This window comes from Rhizobium sp. KNZ14-9A (assembly GCF_056755015.1).
This window is the reverse complement of sequence record NZ_JBPGXB010000001.1, coordinates 495,660-509,904: the sequence shown is the minus strand read 5'-3', so window position 1 is coordinate 509,904 and position 14,245 is coordinate 495,660. Positions and strand designations below refer to the sequence as shown.

Annotated in this window: 16 protein-coding genes and 1 pseudogene; 11 read left to right on the top strand and 6 right to left on the bottom strand. The window is 60.0% G+C overall.

The genetic code is table 11. From position 1 onward, the window contains the following. The first annotated feature begins 266 nt into the window (after positions 1-266). The 3 genes from ACR9ZQ_RS02685 (at position 267) to ACR9ZQ_RS02675 (ending at position 3,381) form a co-directional block, all read left to right on the top strand. On the top strand, positions 267-764 hold the full coding sequence (locus ACR9ZQ_RS02685; RefSeq protein WP_481426785.1) for a hypothetical protein: 498 nt from the start codon (positions 267-269) through the stop codon (positions 762-764). 627 nt (positions 765-1,391) lie between these two features. Beyond that, entirely contained in the window at positions 1,392-2,300 is a 909-nt protein-coding gene (locus tag ACR9ZQ_RS02680; RefSeq protein WP_481426784.1) for an alpha/beta fold hydrolase, read from the top strand. A 370-nt stretch (positions 2,301-2,670) separates the two neighbouring features. Beyond that, positions 2,671-3,381, top strand: coding sequence for a DUF899 family protein (locus ACR9ZQ_RS02675; RefSeq protein ID WP_481426783.1), 711 nt, complete (start codon positions 2,671-2,673; stop codon positions 3,379-3,381). A gap of 24 nt (positions 3,382-3,405) precedes the next feature. Here the strand turns inward: ACR9ZQ_RS02675 and ACR9ZQ_RS02670 are convergent, their stop codons facing one another. The 4 genes from ACR9ZQ_RS02670 to ACR9ZQ_RS02655 form a co-directional block, all read right to left on the bottom strand. After that, positions 3,406-3,819, bottom strand: a complete 414-nt coding sequence (locus ACR9ZQ_RS02670) for a YybH family protein (RefSeq protein WP_481426782.1) — start codon at positions 3,817-3,819, stop codon at positions 3,406-3,408. 63 nt (positions 3,820-3,882) lie between these two features. Then, on the bottom strand, positions 3,883-4,158 hold the full coding sequence (locus tag ACR9ZQ_RS02665) for a hypothetical protein (RefSeq protein WP_481426781.1): 276 nt from the start codon (positions 4,156-4,158) through the stop codon (positions 3,883-3,885). 155 nt (positions 4,159-4,313) lie between these two features. Further along, complete coding sequence (locus tag ACR9ZQ_RS02660; RefSeq protein WP_113322056.1) at positions 4,314-4,541, bottom strand: hypothetical protein; 228 nt, start codon at positions 4,539-4,541, stop codon at positions 4,314-4,316. A 226-nt stretch (positions 4,542-4,767) separates the two neighbouring features. Next, positions 4,768-5,268 carry an MgtC/SapB family protein gene (locus ACR9ZQ_RS02655; RefSeq protein WP_481426780.1) on the bottom strand — a complete coding sequence of 167 codons (501 nt, stop codon included), beginning with the start codon at positions 5,266-5,268 and terminating at the stop codon, positions 4,768-4,770. A 599-nt stretch (positions 5,269-5,867) separates the two neighbouring features. Here ACR9ZQ_RS02655 and ACR9ZQ_RS02650 point away from each other — a divergent pair. From ACR9ZQ_RS02650 to ACR9ZQ_RS02625, 6 genes are all read left to right on the top strand, one after another. Beyond that, positions 5,868-6,098, top strand: a complete 231-nt coding sequence (locus ACR9ZQ_RS02650) for a hypothetical protein (RefSeq protein WP_481426779.1) — start codon at positions 5,868-5,870, stop codon at positions 6,096-6,098. Between the two features lie 190 nt (positions 6,099-6,288). Beyond that, positions 6,289-6,633 carry a hypothetical protein gene (locus tag ACR9ZQ_RS02645; RefSeq protein WP_481426778.1) on the top strand — a complete coding sequence of 115 codons (345 nt, stop codon included), beginning with the start codon at positions 6,289-6,291 and terminating at the stop codon, positions 6,631-6,633. A gap of 256 nt (positions 6,634-6,889) precedes the next feature. Beyond that, a complete protein-coding gene (locus ACR9ZQ_RS02640; RefSeq protein WP_481426777.1) occupies positions 6,890-8,158 on the top strand; it encodes a cation:proton antiporter in 1,269 nt (422 codons plus the stop codon). A 16-nt stretch (positions 8,159-8,174) separates the two neighbouring features. Further along, entirely contained in the window at positions 8,175-9,050 is an 876-nt protein-coding gene (locus ACR9ZQ_RS02635) for an alpha/beta fold hydrolase (protein ID WP_481426776.1), read from the top strand. Between the two features lie 75 nt (positions 9,051-9,125). Further along, positions 9,126-9,260: a hypothetical protein gene (locus ACR9ZQ_RS02630; protein WP_481426775.1), complete on the top strand. Its 135-nt coding sequence runs from the start codon at positions 9,126-9,128 to the stop codon at positions 9,258-9,260. A 3-nt stretch (positions 9,261-9,263) separates the two neighbouring features. After that, entirely contained in the window at positions 9,264-9,503 is a 240-nt protein-coding gene (locus ACR9ZQ_RS02625) for a DUF6894 family protein (protein WP_481426774.1), read from the top strand. A gap of 6 nt (positions 9,504-9,509) precedes the next feature. On the opposite strand, the pseudogene ACR9ZQ_RS02620 reads toward ACR9ZQ_RS02625, so the two are convergent. Beyond that, positions 9,510-9,931 (bottom strand): annotated as a pseudogene (locus ACR9ZQ_RS02620) (alpha/beta hydrolase); the annotation flags it as partial. Between the two features lie 1,941 nt (positions 9,932-11,872). Further along, the gene (locus ACR9ZQ_RS02615) at positions 11,873-12,226 is read right to left on the bottom strand and encodes a hypothetical protein (protein ID WP_481426773.1); all 354 of its coding nucleotides are present in this window, start codon (positions 12,224-12,226) and stop codon (positions 11,873-11,875) included. Positions 12,227-12,411: 185 nt separating this feature from the next. On the opposite strand from ACR9ZQ_RS02615, the gene ACR9ZQ_RS02610 reads away from it, so the two are divergent. Next, a complete protein-coding gene (locus tag ACR9ZQ_RS02610; RefSeq protein ID WP_310390472.1) occupies positions 12,412-12,981 on the top strand; it encodes a type 1 glutamine amidotransferase domain-containing protein in 570 nt (189 codons plus the stop codon). A 472-nt stretch (positions 12,982-13,453) separates the two neighbouring features. Beyond that, positions 13,454-14,203 (top strand): hypothetical protein, encoded by a 750-nt coding sequence (locus ACR9ZQ_RS02605; RefSeq protein ID WP_481426772.1) that lies wholly within the window; start codon positions 13,454-13,456, stop codon positions 14,201-14,203. Positions 14,204-14,245: the final 42 nt, after the last annotated feature.

The window sequence follows — 14,245 nt, the reverse complement described above, 5'->3', positions numbered from 1 at the left end:
CGCATTGGGCTTGATGAGGATCACAGGTGACGATTGCGACAGCTCCCTACCTAGAGCAGAGGTTTAAGCAGGTCGCCGCACAGTCCCTAAATCGCCCTGCATGCCGCAGCCCAAGAGCCGGTCAATGATTGCAATTGCCTTCGTGCTGCCCGAGGTTTTCGCAAACTGTCGGAACTCGTGTCTCCGCAGCTCCATATGATCTCGCGCCTGATCCACCGCGCCCCACGCTCAGCTCCGACGGGGTGGCGAAGGGTCCGATCGACGCGATGGATCTGGCCTCTGCCACTGCCTTGGAAATTCCCCGGTTTGATCTAATTAGGACTTCCGAGCGTACGGCACTTTCCTTGCCCGCAGCACCAGCCACCAAGAATGCGCGGGTTCAGTTCCGCACCGCCTTGCGAGAAACAGGGACATTGATGACAGCTGCGATGACAAAAATACAGATCGGTGAGGCAATTCAAGCAAACGGATTGGCCTGGACCGGCGAAGGTGTCACCATCCCCCACGGATCAGACGCGAAAATGTCCTACATGAGGGGGCAACAAAATTTCTTTGGCTGGTTCTTGAACGGAAAGCTTGTGGTAGACGGCAGGCAGTTCGACACTCTGTCGCAGGCAGCAAGTGCTCTGGCCCGGAATCGAAGAGGCAGAGCTCCAAATCTCAACGGATGGGCCTACTGGCATGTCCGCTTCCCTGGATCGGAAGACTGGCTCCCGATGGCCGCGCTTAAAACGGCAGCCGAACAACAGCACGGCGATGAGTAGGCTGCGTTTTCACCGGTGCAGCTTGCACGGCTCTTCCCCCTTCACTTTAAACTCACGCCAGTAACGAGGGACGACTGCGTCGCGAGCAAGCTTTTTGAGCTTCGCGACAATGGCCAAATCGCATTTTTTTGGCACATACGGTGATCTTCGGGCGGGATCTGTCAATGGGCAGTCAATTCTGCTGGTTCCGCCGGAAGGCAGCATTGAAAAGCAGGCAGACGCTTTCAATTCCCGGATGACATGGCATTATCTGCCGATGGTCGCATTTTAGCCAGCGCGGAACACCTGGGCAGCATTCGACTGCTTTCGATGTGGTCGCTGATTGGCGCCTTCTCCACCAGAGCATCTGGGTAGTGCTTCCGATCCACCAGGTTTCGACCGCCAAGGAGCCATCTGGTATGCTGATATCTTGTCACCGGGTACGAGAAGGCGGCGAAATGCTTGACGAGCTCAAGGTAGATCGGCGTATTCGCATGATTTTCAGCGGAGCGGATGGCGCCGCCCAATTCGTCACCACCGCACAATGGTTTGGCGTGGACAAGATGAACGAGATCGCCGCATCGCACAAATGGTCCCTTTCAGGTGAGCTGCGCGGCGCGCCCCGAGCGCCTTGCAAGGAGAAGCAACGTGTCGAAGAAGAGCCGCGCACAAAGAGTTTCCTTATCGGGTGGATCGATATTCACCACCATCGCCGGGAGCGGCCCGCCGGTTCTATTGCTGCACGGTTTCCCCGAGACCCATCTAATGTGGCGCGACGTCGCTCCGCTGCTTGCCTGCGAGTTCACTGTCGTGTGTGCCGACCTGCGCGGATACGGCGCCAGCGCTTGTCCCCCGTCCGCCCCAGATCACCTGCCCTATTCCAAGCGAGCGATGGCGGCCGAGATGGTCGAAGTTATGGAAAAGTTCGGCTTTAGTGAGTTCATGATCGCCGGTCATGATCGCGGCGCCCGTGTCGCTTACCGCATGGCCCTCGATTATTCTGCGGCGATAAGAAAGCTTGCCGTGCTCGATATCGTGCCTACCTCGACCGTCTGGGATCGGGCTGACGACCGATTTGCCCTGGCGTTCTGGCCGTGGGTTTTGCTTGCGCAAGCCGAGCCTTTGCCGGAAAGACTGATCACTAGTGCACCGGAGGCCGTCATCGATGACGCGCTCGCCGGCTGGGGATCTTCCGCTGCCGCATTCCCACCAGAGATCAGACAGGCCTATTGTGAGGCGCTCTGCAACGCAGACCATGTTCACGCGATTTGCGAGGAATATCGGGCTGCAGCAAGCATCGATCGCGAGCATGACATGCAAGACCATATCGCCGGACACAGGATTCGCTGTCCCCTCATCGCCCTTTGGAGTGGAACTGGCGCATTGGCCACTTGGTATGCTGACGAAGGCGGACCCTTGGCATTATGGCGACAAATGGCAGACAACGTCGTCGGTTATGCTTTGCCGGGCGGCCACTTCTTTCCTGAAGAGTATCCCACCCAAACGGCGGAGGCGTTGGCCCGATTTTTCCACGGCGCAGCGTCTTCATCGGTTTGATCCTCGGGAGCGTGAAGCGGCTGATCAGACGCTCTTGCGGCAGATCATTGGCTCGTCTCTCACAGACTTTCGGGATGATCACTCCCACGTTGTCGTCCATCTCGAAGGCTCCAGGATCGAGGTCGCTTTTGAGATTGGAACGGCGTGGGGAGGAGCAAGACTTCGGCCGGTTGGAGGTTGCGTTTTTTGGCCACCGGAGCCTGGACCAAAAAAACATTCAGCTCTTGTCGAATACGGGTCTTCTCGCACGTCTAGTTCAAGAGGGCGCGGAGAACCGTCAAACGCGCCCGCCAGCTTCCGACAATAAGCACGGGATGACCGAGTGGCTGGGGACTGCGAGACGGTTGGTATGAATCCAGGGAGAAACCACATGGACATGGGCGACTTGAAACCCGCGAAAGAACTGGCCGCGAAACGCGTGAGCCGATTCACAAACGAAACTCCGGATTACGCCGAAGCAAGGATGGCCTTGTTGGCGGAGGAGATCGAAGTCCGGCGACATCTTACCAGGCTCGCGGAGCAACGCCGGCGCCTGCCTCCCGGCCCAGTCGTCCAGAAGAATTATCGCTTCAAGGACGAAAACGGCAACGATATCGGCCTTGCAGACCTGTTCGGTCACCACGATACGCTTGTGACGTACTTCTGGATGTTCGGCCCACAGCGCGAACGGCCCTGCCCCATGTGCACGAACTTCCTTGGCGGCGCGAACGGCAACGGTGCCGACGTCAAGCAACGGGTCGCGTTCAAGATCATTGGTCGCAGCCCGGTAGAGCGGCAACGTGCGTTCGCTCTCGAACGCGGATGGCGCGACCTTGATTTCGTTCAGAGCGTCGGCGACGACTACACCCGTGACCTGGGCCTGCTCAACGACGACGGATCTGAAAATCCGGCGTTCACGGTCTACCAGAAGGATGGGAAAGACGTCCGCGTCTTTTACAATGGCGAGATGCCTGCCGAAGCGGCTGACCCCGGCCAGGATCCAAGAGGGGCGGTCGACATCGCGCCGCTCTGGAACATTTTGGACATGACGCCTGCAGGCCGCGGTACGGACTGGTACCCGAAGCTCAATTACGGGGCTTGATCCGGCCAGTCTTCCGAAGCGCGGCTATGTGTCGGATTTCGGCATGTCGGCGTGCCGATGGACGAGCTTCCATTCGCCGTCTTCGCGTCGGAAGACCTCCGTCACGCGCAGCGACATTGGCACCAACTCGTCCTTGCCCTGTAAGTGAACCTTGGCGTGCTGCATGCCGGTGCAGAAGGCGAGGTCTCCGCTTTCCGAAGATTGGAGAACGTCGAAGCGGCCGGTACTTCCATCCTTGAAGGAGGCGGCGCCCTTCTCGTTCGCCGCGTTCACCTGGGCGGCGCCGGAGATACGGTCCCCGGACGGCGGAAAGAATGTCGCCGGATCGTGGGGCGTCGAGATGGCGATCAGAGCTTCCGCGCTGCCGTTGATGTAGTCGAGGGAGACGCTCTCGCGACGTTTAAGGAATTCGTCGAAGCTTTCGTCCAGTGCAGGCATTTCGTCCTCCGAGGATTGCCTGGGATGGGAACGCTCGGCTCCCGAACTTGTTCGCGGCATGGCCTAATGAACCAGCGAAGCTCTTCGGTTCTCGCGCTGGTAGATCATCGTGATCCCCTGTTCCAAAAGCAGTTCCGCCGCATGCAGATCTCTCGCCGACATGTCATCGGCCATTCCGCGAATGGTGCGGGCCACACACACGAGATTGGCGGCGTCGCGCGGGTCACCATCACCGTCGACTTCGGAAGCGCTCGCCTCTAACGCGTTGGCGACGGTATCGAGCAGGTTCGACCGCTCGACGACGTTCATTTCGGTCAGGGGCTTCGAAATGCCATGCATGATGCTTCTCCTGCGCGGTCGTAAGATCGCGGCGGCTCGTGTTCTGTTTGATCCAGGCAACGAGGGTGAAGTGGCGACTGTAGCGTATATTAGCAAGTCATGGCTGACGCGCGCCGCACGCATGGCGGATAACTTCGCTCAGCGAGGTATGGCCACTACTCCGGAGCAGTTTCACCGCTTCTTTGAAGTTTCGAGAGCCCGATCTCGAGAAGCTGGTCCATCTCCCGACGCAAGTCTCCCTCGGTGGATCGATACCGCTCGATCGTCGGTGCGGATATGGCTAGAAGGTGCCTCAAGGCGTCGATGCGTTCATCGTCGACGGCGGCGACGCCCGCAACCCAGGCGGCCTCGAAGAGTTCGGGGGTAAGAGTGTCAGCGGCCATTTGATACCTCGTCCGCAAGGGGTCGTCGGTTGTCGGCGGAGTTCATGTTCGCCATGACATCCTCCGTCGTGCCCAGAGTCTTTTAAACGCGCGAAATTTCAGATTGTTGCGCGCCGTTCCACTGACGTCAGACCTTCCGTGAGTTTCTCCGTGGACGAAAGCTTCACCGCGAGAGGTGCACGTCGATTTCGCTTGTCGGCGCTTATGAAACTGGTGGCCGAGCGATTCATCGAGGTGGATTGTCCGTTGCCTCATTCGGCCTGGCTCCAGACGTCTCGCGCTCGTCCTTCCCTTCTGCCTTGAAGGGAAGGACGAGGCGGAGCGTCGCGAACGTCGCGATCGAAAGGACGACCGCGGTCTCGTAAGCTCCAAGGCCTACCGCCGCGCCGATCGCGCCCGTAGCCCACAGGCTTGCAGCCGTCGCCGTGCCGCGAATGCTCGCCTTTCCGACAAGGATCGCACCGCCTCCGATGAAGCCGACGCCGTTGATTATGCCTTCCACGATCCGGGCGGTCGCTTCGGCGCTCTCGTGGGTAACCGTCTCGGCGGCTTGAATGAAGCCGCATGCAGCGATCGCGACGAGAGGAAATGTCCTGAGGCCGGCGCTTCGTTCATTGCGTTCTCGGTCCCAGGCGATCGGAAGCGCCAGAACGTAGGCGACGACAAGGACGGCCAGGTTTCGGAGCAGATCCATATGCACACCGACATTTCCAAGCCAGTCCGTCATCCCAATCCCCCTGGTCACAGTCCCAATAGATGGGCGACCAGACGTCCTCGGCAAGATCGGTAAGCCGGGAGGAACTATTGGACAGCGTGGACATTCCGGTAAAGAGCGCGGACCGTATCAACCGGACGCGACGGGGATGGCGAACGCAGCGGTTTTTCCGGTTTCCTGCTGCGGCCAACGAAACGGCAGTCGAGCACTCAACCCGTCCCGGCCTCGCGCGCGTCAGGCTGAAAGAGGTGAAAACGACCATGATCAGCCGAGGTCCGGCGCCGCCCAAGACCGAAAAATGGCGTCGCCGGAGCAACGAACCGCGGAGCGCCGACCAGTTGCAAATCATCTCCTATCCTTGCGTGATGTCGTACGGCTTTGGATAGTAAGCCTCGTGGCGGGATGGCCGCAGATTAGCGCCGACGACGGCCATCACGAGCACGGCGACCGAAGTTGTGAGCAGAACGATTTTGATCAGACATCCTCCATTCCATCGATAGAACCAATGCGAAGCTCCTGGTTCCGACACCTGCGTCGCCGTGCCAGTTCCCCCATCCCAAAGAGGAACTTGGTGTTGCTACCGGAGTTCTTTCTCTTGAAGGAGAACCGCAATGACGACTAATTCGATCCCCAGTTCCGACAAGCTTCCTCCCAAGCCCTTGAACAAAGACACGCAGGACGACGAACTCCCCGAAACCAACGTAGACGACCGCCGCGCGCCGCCCGTCAACATGGGCAACAGCCGGACAGCCGGAGAGAACTTGACAGAGGCCGATCCGAAGATCGGACGCGCCGATGCCAAGGATCGCATTCCCGCTCCGCAGACGGCCAACCGGGAGTGAGACGATGACCGACCGCAACAGGTACGTGAACAGGGACGAGCTCCAGGCGGACGACGAAATTTCGCCGAAGCCGGCAAGCGATGGCGACAAGCGCGATCGCCCGAGACAGAGCGGAAATGCTCGGACAAGCGATGTCGAGGACGACGCCCGCCTCCCGCCGCGACCGGCGACGTCCGAGTAGGAGGATTGTATGACGAAATTCACCGAAGGCCTCAACGCGCCTGAAGGACGCTTCGATCGCCCAGAGTGGTCTCGGCCTCCCCGAGGAGCGCAAGGACGACGCTCACGATTTGGCAAAGCAGCTCGCCCGGCAGAAGCTCGGTACCGCCTGATGCCGGGCACCTTCTCTTCCATCAACATATTCGCCTTCGATCTCGATGAGCGAGGCCGGCCGGTGCAAGCTTGGGAGACGGTCGTCGACGAGGCCGAGGCGAAAGTGTCTCGACATCGCTGGCGGCGACTGCGCTATCCTCGTAACGGTCGCTCTGTCCGACGTCATCGAGACGACAAATATCAGGAACTGGCAGGTTTCTAAGTCCGGGCCCACGACCTGCCGATCGGAACCATCGCTCCGTATCACCCCGAGTGCAAGGTGCTCGATGCGATCGATCACCACGACGAGCTATCCAAGACCCCGGCCTCGAAGGCCATCCCCGTCCGGATCGTATCGGGGCGCGATGACGCTTTCGGCTCTCCGAAAATCGAAGCCGTAGCAGAGTGAATTGGGCAGTATCCCATGGTGATGATTGAGGAGCGTGGGCGAAAGCTCTCGTAAGAAAAGGAAGCTTGGGTTGAACACTTATGTCGTCACCCTACTGATTTTTGGCGCCGTCGTCCTTCTGACGGCCTGGCTTCCCATGGCCTTGCGCAGTCTGCCGCTGTCCCTTCCCATCTGCTGCGTCGCGATCGGCGTGCTGCTTGCTTGGTCGCCATTTACCCCTCTCCCCGCGATGAACCCGCTCGAGAACATCGCATGGGCTGAGCACCTCACAGAATTCGTGCTCATTGTGGCCCTCATGGGTGCAGGCCTCAAGATTGACCGGCCGCTGGGCCTGCTTCGGTGGGAGGCGACCTGGCGGCTTCTCGGCATCGCAATGCCGCTTTCGATTGCCGCGATCGCAATTCTGGGCTGGACCGTTCTTGGCCTTGGCGTGGCATCTTCGCTTCTGCTGGGCGCCGCCCTCGCCCCCACCGATCCCGTTCTCGCCTCCGATATACAGGTAGGGCCGCCCCAGACTGGCGAGGAGGATTCCATCCGCTTCTCGCTGACATCTGAGGCTGGCCTTAACGACGGCCTCAGCTTTCCCTTCGTGATGGCCGCGATCGCCATTGCGGGTCAGGGAGCCAGCGGCGGGTTCGGATGGCTCCCGCATTGGTTCGCCTTCGACGTCATCTGGAAGCTCGCCGCCGGCGTCGCGATGGGATGGCTGGTCGGCAGGCTTCTCGGCTATCTGACCTTCCGGATGCCGGAGCGAGGCCGTATTGCCAGAACGGGGGACGGACTCGCGGCATTGGGCTTCACCTGCATCGCCTATGGCGCGACGGAACTCGTACACGGTTACGGGTTCGTTGCCGTCTTTGTCGCCGCTCTTACGCTTCGCAGCGTCGAGCGCAAAAGCGAATTCCATGGCGAGCTGCATGACTTCGGGGAGCAGATCGAGCGCTTGCTGATGATGGTGCTGCTGGTTTGCTTCGGATCGATCCTTGCGGAAGGCTCGCTTCTGTCCAACGCCGACTGGCGCATTGCGGCGGTCGCTGTTCTCGTGCTCGCCGTCGTCAGGCCGCTTGCCGCCTGGGCGAGCCTGGTCGGCTGCCGCCTGCCGCGGGCGGAGAAGGTGATCGTTTCGATCTTCGGCATAAGGGGCCTTGGTTCGATCTACTATCTCGCCTACGCGTCAGGCAAGGCGAAGTTCGACAACGTGGAGACAGTCTGGGCGACAGTGTTCCTCATCATTCTCTTGTCGGTCGTCATGCACGGCGCGACGGTGACCCCGGTCATGCGCTGGATCGATCGCCGTCGAGGCCTAGATCCGTTGAAGTCGACCGTGACCTCCAGGTAGTTCAAGGAGCGAGGCAATGCCGCATGTCCAAACCGAGGACCTCGATATCAGTTTCATGGAGACAGGAGCGCGGCACGGAAAACCGGTTCTTCTTCTCCATGGATGGCCCGACGACGCCACGACCTGGACTGCCGTCGCCGAGCGTATGAACGATCGCCATCTTAGGTTCGTCGTCCCGTATCTGCGCGGGTTTGGGCCGACAACCTTTCGCAACGACAACGCCTTAAGGACGGCGAATGGTGGCGTCCTCGCCATGGATGCGATCGCCTTGATGGACGGGCTCGGCATCGACCGGTTCTCGGTCGTCGGTCACGACTGGGGATCTCACATCGCCGAATGCCTGGCGATCGGCTGGCCCGACCGCGTCGAGCGGATCGTCCAGCTTTCGTCAATGCCTCGCATGGGCGGCCTTCGAACGCCGTCATTCCGGCAGTCGCAACTCTACTGGTACCAGTGGTTTATGGCGACGAAACGCGGCGCAGAGGCGATCGCCAAGGACCGAAAAGGATTCGCCCGCATCCAGTGGGAGAACTGGGCGCCCGACGGCTGGTTCGACGAGGCCACCTTCGAGGCGGTCGCGAAATCCTTCGAGAACCCAGATTGGTTGGCCGTCAGCCTGCACAGCTACCGCGTCCGCTGGGAAGAGGCCGAACCCGATCCGCGCAGCGTCTGGCTCGAGCACAAGGTAAAGGAGACGAAGACCTTGTCGCTCCCAGCGATCTTCATCCAGGGCAAGGAGGACGGAGTCACTCCTGCGGCGATGTCGGAAAACGTCCACGAGAAATTCACCGGTCCGTTCGAGCGCATCCTCCTCCAGAACGTCGGGCATTTCCCGCAGCGGGAGGATTCGGAAGCGGTGTCACGGGAGCTGGCGGTCTTTCTCAAGGGCTAGCACCGCGCTCCTTATCGCTGCTCACGGAACTTTTCCTTCACGCGCTCATTCATCTGATGCACCTGGAGAGATCATATGTTCGCCCTTCTGACCGTCCTGACAGTCCTCATCGCATCCATGTTCGTGGGATTGGTCGCAACGACTTTGAGGGAGGTGCGACACGAGACCGTCGAACTAAAGACGGCGATGTTCCGCAAGACCAGTCGCTAGGCGATGCTGAAAAGTCCCGCGCTTTCGGGCTCGCAGCGCTTCCATTTCAACGTCCGCAGGGGCGAGGAGCTTCTTCTGGATCGGGACGGAATAGTGCTGCCCGACGTCGGCAACGCGATCGCCGAGGCCCTCCTCTGCGCCCAGATGCAACGGACACCTTCGCACGTCAGTGGACCCGGCCGGAAACTCTTCGAGATCATGGACGACAGCGGCAAGCTTCTGGCGATCGTACCGATCGACTGAACAGCGCTACAGGAACGCCGAGATCCCCGCTGCGAGCGCCTCCGGGTTGTCCGCGGCAACATGATGGCCGGTATCAATGCCGAATCCGCTCCCGTCCGTCGCCCAGTTGCGCCATATAGGCACCGGATCGCCGTAGATCTTCTTGAGATCATCTTGCGTCGACCAAAGGCACAGCATCGGGCATGTCACCCTCCTGCCAACTTCACGGTCGGCGCTGTCCTGCTCGTGATCAATGCGAATATTAGCGCGGTCGTCCTCGATCATGCCATGAATTGCATCTGGACTATGGATCACGTCCAGCAGGTCGTCATATGCGGCTGTGCCCATAAGATCGGGCGATAGCGTCGAATGCGACGCCTTCGCATTGGCGAGGATCGCCCGCTCCGGTTTCTCCGGCTGCGCGAAAAAAACCAATGATACCAATCCCTATTCGAGGCTCTGGCTCTTGTCGAAATACGGGACAACGGGCGAGCTTTTCGCAACTCTTCGAGACAACAGCAAAGTTTGGGTTCCCCATGAACGACTGGGACGTCTCGCCGCGTCATTCTTTCCCTTGTTCCTCAATTCGTCCGAGGAGGAGGACTATAAGAAATTGCCTGCGGACACGTTGAATGCCGGGCTGCGTGAGACCTTGCGCGCCCGGTCGCCACTGCGACGACGCGTGTCCTAGCCTTCGCGCTGGTGGTCGATCGCTCCGCCTTCGGAACGTAAGGTTCGAAAAGAAAAAGGGCCCCCGACCCATCGGGGAGCGCCCGAACCATCCCGGCGACGTTTGCGGCGGAGGCCGGAGAGTGGTTGATGCAAATGTCGAGCGAGTCGGGGCGGCGAGACAGGCGCGGCATGAACGGAAGTGGAACGCCGGTTCAAATGATCAATCTTTCTACACAGGATATCCACAGCCCGCCCACAACCTAACCGTCCGCACTATCTCGGCTTTTACCCGATCGCACGAACGTTCTTGTGCGGCCATACTGCAACTCGTCCTCCGAGTTTCATTCACCCGATATCGCGATGTCCCGATGCGGCGTATCGTGTCGAACTCCTTGAGCGCTAGGCGGCGGAACGCTCGGAGCCGGGAAGCGGCCGGCGGACCTCGAAGGTCGCTTCCCGAAGGCCTGGAGAAGGTGCGTCACTCAGGAGCTGTGGGCGAACCGCGTCCCCGGTTCGACCGGCAACGGACTTTCGTCGCTCGCGAGGCGTCTCGTGCCTTCGACGGATGAATCCGTCTCGGTTTCGCTTTAGCTAGGAGAATTTCCCTTCATCTGCACCTCAAGTCTCGCCTGACGAAGCCTCTCGGTTTTCAGTGCGCGCAGCCGTCGTTCCTCCTCGAGCATCTGCATGGCAACTCGCGTCGTCTGCTCCCGAGCCTCTATCCGCGCCCGCTGCGAACTTGACTGTCGTTCTTTCGGTATCCGATCGTCCATCTCAATTACCCACCCACGCGTTTCGAAATCCCTCGACCTTGTGCACCTCGATGCGAACCGAACCCCGCGAGCATGGCAGTGACGTGTCGTGGACACGTCCCGGGGTCGAGATCGCGCCGGACGGGTGGGGCGCTCGACTGCCACTTCGTTGGCCACAGGAAGAAATCGGAAAAATCCCCGTGTTCGCCATCTCCGTCACGTCCGATTGACACGGCCACGATCTCGGGGTGGCAATGAGCGACGAGAGAAGTGGTTCCCTTCGCCAGAGGCTTGGTCTGTTAGCGGACGCTCACGCCAGTCTGCAAAACACCTTGCGAACGGCTGTTTCGGATAGGGATAGAGCAGCGGGGCAATTGAGTCGCGCTCGAATCGCGGAGTATCGCATCGTCGCCGGAAAAACATTCCAACGGGATCGCCTTCCCCGATCAGAAACAAATGGTCTTGGGGAGACCGTCGAGGAGATGATCGGCATGATGATGTCGAGCCGTTGGCCCAAGGTGGCTAACGATACGACATTTCAATACGCTCTTGTCACGTGCGTTCGCGCGCGCTCCACGCAAGTCGGACATCACTAAAGCCAGAAACGCCTTTGAAAGCCTCGATTTCGTCAGGCCTGCCTCGATCGCCGCCTGTCGCGTAATCTCGAACAAGTGACGACCGACACCGGTCCTGGCCGCATTCGGGGGGACATGCGTGCCGCATGATGCCCCAGCCGATCGGGGTGCCGCAGGCATTCCCGTCGCTCGCACGGATCACCGACTGAAAGCCAGGTAGATTTCCTGTCGGCATCTTCTGCCAGTGAACAGCGCACACCTGATGGATGGCCCATATAATGGTGCTGGACGAACTCGACGTCCGCCCTAGCGGATCTCTTTCCGGCCGCAATGAGCTTTTGAAGCATCTGGCTCATCCGCGCGGCGTCTTCAGGGGATGCAGTCCGTATTCTCATTTCACTCCCGAACTCGTCGCATCCGGTTTGCCATCCGAAAACGTCAGACTGATTTCCGTTCCGCTGTCGACCACGATCCAAAGGGTTCGGACCATATCCGCTGCGGCGAGCAGGCCTTCCCGGATCTCATGGTGTGACGCTTTGCCGGCAGACGATGCCAGTGAGGTCAACCCTATGACCGCATCGTGCCCGGTGCCGACGACCGGTATCCCGGTGATACCCCTCAGATCGCGGATGGTGGCGATTGCCCGGAAGAGCAGGCCTTCGATTTCGCGACTGGTCAGAAGCTCCACCGCATTTGCCGCGCGCACAAGTTCAGAAACGAATGAAGGAACACTGCTCATGAGCATAAGGAAACTCATTCCGCTAACGAAAGCAATGTTCCAAATCCGCCGGGCGACGCTGTCGCGGGAGGCCAGCGCGGCCGTTTCCAGCTTCTCTTGCTTGTTGCTTGCCGCAGCGTCGGAACTTCAACTTCGCCAGGAGGTTTTGAAAATGTAATTTCTCCTGGCAACTAACGTAAAAGGAAGACCCGATGACTCTTGAAGGCAAGAAGATCGCCATCCTGATCGCACCGCGCGGAACCGAGGACCCGGAATTCAAGCAGCCCAAGGAGGCTGTGGAGGCTGCGGGTGCAACCGTTACCGTCATCGGCATCGAGGCTGGCGAAGCGAAGACAAACAATAGCGATCTCGATCCAGGCAGCACCTATATTGTCGACAAAGCTGTAAAGGACGTGTCCGCAACTGACTTCGACGGCCTCGTCATTCCCGGTGGAACCGTTGGAGCCGACAAGCTCAGAGCGAATCCGGAAATCGTGTCCTTCGTGGCCTCGTTCTTCGAGCAGGCAAAGCCCGTGGGAGTGATCTGCCATGGTCCATGGCTGTTGGTCGAGGCCGACGTCCTGAAGGGTCGGAAGGTCACCTCGTATGCCTCGATCCGCAGGGACATCGAGAATGCAGGCGGCATATGGGCGGATCGGGAAGTTGTTACCGATAAGGGGCTGGTCACCAGCCGCAAGCCAGGCGATCTCCCGGCCTTCTGCGCGAAGGTTATCGAGGAGTTCGCGGAAGGCCGGCATTCAGACCAGGCTCGCAACGCCTGACAGCCGTTCAGTATATATTGTCAGCGGACGTCGGCTCACAAGAAGGGGTCCGAACAGATCGGACCCGGAGTCGTGATGGAAGCAGACATGCTCCGCAGCTAACAGGGTATGCCTCGTATGAACAGCTTCCCGACCGTCTCAGGAAAGTCCGGTACGTCTTCGCATCGCGAAGGGCAGCGACGCTGACCATGATACGAAGATGCTTCCCGCCATTGCCGCCGTTGGGTGTGGGCCCGAGGCGTTTAGACGCCACAAGTCGATGCCTGAGAGGCTCCGGGTTAGGCTCCCTTACTGCGAGAAAGGTTGCCGGTTTCCGTCTTCACGAAATAGTCGATCTCCGATTGCGGAAATCCCCGCCAGCTACTGGGATCCAGAGTTCGGTCCCGCCACTGCCCCAAGGACTTTATTCGTGGCTGCGGAACATTGATCCTTCATGGCCGTTCGCTGAGCAGGCCAACGGATGGAGGAAACAATGGCAGGCATTTACAACGAAAGCGCTCCCGCCTTTTCGAGCGGCGCTGTGAAAAGCAATCTCACGGCCTTTTTCGATTCTCGCGCCGATGCGGAGTCGGCTGTCGAGCGCCTGAAGGAAGCTGGCGTCACTGATGCCCGGCTTATGCCGGGATACGAAGCCGATGGTGATAAAGCCAATGTCGGCAGCGCTGATCGAAGCGGTTTCTTCGGTGCGCTTGCGGACTGGTTTTTGCCGGACGACGATCGCGATGTCTACGCCGAGGGGCTGCGCCGCGGCGGCTTCCTGGTGTCGGCATCCGTCGACGACGCAACCTACGACACCGCCCACGACATTCTGGACGATCACGGTGCGATCGACATGGACGAGCGCGCGGATCTCTGGACGGCGGATGGCTGGACCGCCCGACAGGCGAACGTATCTTTCCCGGATTCGGGAAACCAGCAGCGCTCCATCGGCGACGCTGAACGCGAGCAGCAGGCTGACGCCTCCCGGGACGACGCCTTCGCCGTGGACCCGGCAGCAAATCCGGGCGTTAGATCCTACCGCCGGAGCAGCCGCGCGACATCGCCGCGGATCCGGTCCTACGATCTCGCAAGCGAATTACCCGACGACCTTCGGGACGACGTCCTTCCAACCGAACACCAGCGCGACGTCTCCGACAGCGACATCGGGGCCGATCGCGAGATGAGGCAATCCCAGGAAATGGATGGCCTGAAGCAGGATCAAAGCTTCCCGCGCGGCCGTTGAGTGCTTGGAGGCACCGCATAAGCGTTGGTGAAGTCACGCGTG